We start from the raw sequence: 3,195 nt of genomic DNA on the forward strand, positions 1-3,195 counted from the left end.
GGGGGTTTCGTTCAGAAAAGACTTCAAATTCGGCCTTGAACGAGTAAAACTTTCTAGGAAATAAGGTTGAACATGAGATTTTTTCGACTTGTTCAAAGTGGCCGGAGGGCATTCGGACACTCAAAATGGACGTGGAGGAAGTGTCAGACTTAAGCAATTAAGCGTTTTTCGGTGAAGCGTCAACCCCATTCAGCGACCACCCTAAAAAAGTGGCGTGGTGAGGAATCGCCGTCCGTTTTACGGCGGCGAGGATGTCAAGGATAAAATTACTATTGCAGACGTTTTAAGCGTTCTTGGAGAATTTGGGCTTGTTTTTCGGCCTCTGCTAAAGCTTGCTTCGTTTTTTGGATTAAAGCTTCTGGAGCTTTTTCGACAAAGCTAGGTTTATTCATGCGATCGCTCAAACTCTTGATTTCCCCTTCTACCTTAGCTAAATTTTTCGCTAATTTCCCTGCCAATACCGATATATCAACTAATCCGGACAGGGGGATGAGGATTTCTACCGTAGCGACAACACCAGCGATCGCTTGATTGACTTCCTCGGTTAGTTTGGCCGTCAAAATTAAGTTTTCGATCTTAGCCAAGTCTTTTAAGTACACTTGTCCGCGTTGCAGAATAGCTAATTCTTGGCTGTTTTCTGTCTGTAAAATTGCTGTGATCGTTGCCCCCGGTTTAATCCCCGCTTCGGCGCGCAAATTACGCAACACCCGAATACTTTCAATTAATAACTCAAAAGTATTTTCTAAATCTATATCGATCAGAGAACTATCAGCTATGGGATAGGTTTGTAAAGCCAAAACCTGCTGATTTTCTTGGGTTAAATTATGCCAAATTTCTTCGGTAATATGGGGCATAAAGGGATGTAATAATTTTAATGTCCCTGCCAAGATAAAAGCCAAAGTTTGGCGGGCAGTGGCACAGGAAACCGATTCTTTATCCTTCCATAAACGAGTTTTTACTAACTCGATATACCAATCACAGAAATCGCGCCAGATAAATTCGTATAGACCTTTTGCCGCTTCTCCCATGCCATAATTTTCTAGATAATCTCTAGTTTTTTGCACTGTTTGATGATAACGAGATAAAATCCAGAGATCGGCTAATTCTAAATTTTCTAAAGCTGGTTCTCCCAATTCTTCTGGGGTTTTTCCCTCCAGATTCATCATCACAAAACGGGAAGCATTCCAAATTTTATTGGCAAAATTTCGGGCAGCTTCTACGGATTCTGATTCATCGGTTTTACGGTTATATTGCAGACTGATATCCTGTCCTGCTCCTGCCACTTCTCGAATTAAGGTATATCGTAAAGCATCGGTTCCGTATTTATCAATTAAAATTAAAGGATCGATGCCGTTATTGGCAGATTTAGACATCTTTTTGCCGTTTTCATCCCTAACTAAACCGTGAATATAGACATCTTTAAAGGGCATTTGTCCCGTAAAATAGCCGGCCATCATCGTCATTCTTGCCACCCAGAAAAAGATAATATCAAAACCGGTGACGAGGGTGGTGGTGGGATAATAGGTGTCTAGATCAAGGGTTTTTTCTGGCCAACCCATGGTCGAAAATGGCCACAATCCCGAGGAAAACCAAGTATCTAAAACATCGGGGTCCTGTTGAATAATTATATCCTCTCCATACTGTTGTTTGGCCTTGGCTAAAGCGGAGGTTTCATCCTCGGCAACGACGAAGGGAGTATGGTTAGTAATTTCGTTATTAGTTTCACTGATAATATACCAAGCGGGAATTTGATGACCCCACCACAGTTGTCGAGAAATACACCAATCTTTTAGCTTAACTAACCAATCGCGATAAACTTTTGTCCATCTTTCTGGCACAAAACGGGGCGAGTTTTCCTGATCTAAATAGGCTAAAGCTTTTGTGGCTAAAGGTTCAATTTTAACGAACCATTGGGTAGATAAAAGGGGTTCCACGGGAACTTTACCTCGATCGCTATAGGGGACGCTATGGCGATAGGTTTCAATCTTAACTAAAAAGCCGTCTTCATCGAGTTTTTTAACGACATTTTTGCGGGCAACAAAACGATCTTGACCCGCGAATATTCCGGCATTTTCGTTTAAACTGCCGTCTAAATTCATGATATTAATAAAGGGTAAATTATGGCGTTTACCCATCTCAAAATCCTTAGGATCGTGGGCCGGCGTAACTTTAACGCAACCAGTACCGAATTCGGGATCGACTAATTCATCGGCAATAATGGGGATTTCTCGCCCCATTATCGGTAAAGTGACGGTTTTGCCGATTAAATGGCGATAACGGGGATCTTGCGGGTTGACAGCGACACCAGTATCACCGAGCATGGTTTCGGGCCTTGTGGTGGCTACTTGAAGATAACCGCTACCATCGCTGAGAGGATAGCGAAAATACCAGAGATTTCCCTCAATTTCCTTGTTTTCCACCTCTAAATCGGAAACGGCCGATCGGGATTCGGGACACCAGTTAACTAAGTATTGACCGCGATAGATTAATCCGTCCTCATAAAGTTTAATAAAAGCAGTACGGACAGCATGGGAAAGTCCCTCATCCATGGTGAAACGTTCCCGCGTCCAATCGACGGATACCCCCAAGCGTCGCAGTTGATTAACAATGGTACTACCAGACTCCTCTTTCCATTGCCAAGCGCGTTCGAGGAATTTTTCCCTTCCTAGTTGGTAACGGTCGGTTTTTTCGGCTTTTAATTGGCGATCGAGTATAGCTTGTACTGCAATACTAGCGTGATCCGTACCGGGCAGCCAGAGGGTATTTTTGCCGGTCATCCGCTTGTAGCGAACAAGTGTATCAATCAAAGCACTCTCGAAAGCGTGACCCATGTGGAGACTACCGGTAACATTGGGAGGAGGGATGACTATACAGTAGGTTTCGCCGCCTTTTTCGGGGTTTGCCTTAAATATTTCTTGATTTTCCCAATATTGCTGCCATTTCGTTTCTGTGATCTTGGGATCGTATTGCTTCGATAGTTCCGAGGTCATGATGGGGGGATTCTACAATTCTTAGTTCTTTGTCAATTGTCCCACATTTGGGAGAGATCAAATTCCTATTTAGGGTCTGCTGAATAAATCTAAAAACCTTGTTGGGTAAGACTTTTAGACTTTTTGTCAATCAAAAAGTACCAGGCATGGGAGTGATCAGGGGGAAAATTCAGGTACTTTTTCCCTGAAAATTAGGTAGTTGACC

The 3,195-nt window shown here is 42.9% G+C and carries 1 protein-coding gene; it reads right to left on the reverse strand.

The window, feature by feature from the left end:
- Positions 1 to 269 precede the first annotated feature (269 nt).
- On the reverse strand, positions 270 to 2,990 hold the full coding sequence (locus IM319_RS07415; protein WP_287735160.1) for a valine--tRNA ligase: 2,721 nt from the start codon (positions 2,988 to 2,990) through the stop codon (positions 270 to 272).
- Positions 2,991 to 3,195 lie beyond the last annotated feature (205 nt).

It is taken from the genome of Microcystis sp. M113S1 (assembly GCF_020246945.1).
In the GTDB taxonomy this organism is placed as follows: Bacteria; Cyanobacteriota; Cyanobacteriia; order Cyanobacteriales; family Microcystaceae; genus Microcystis.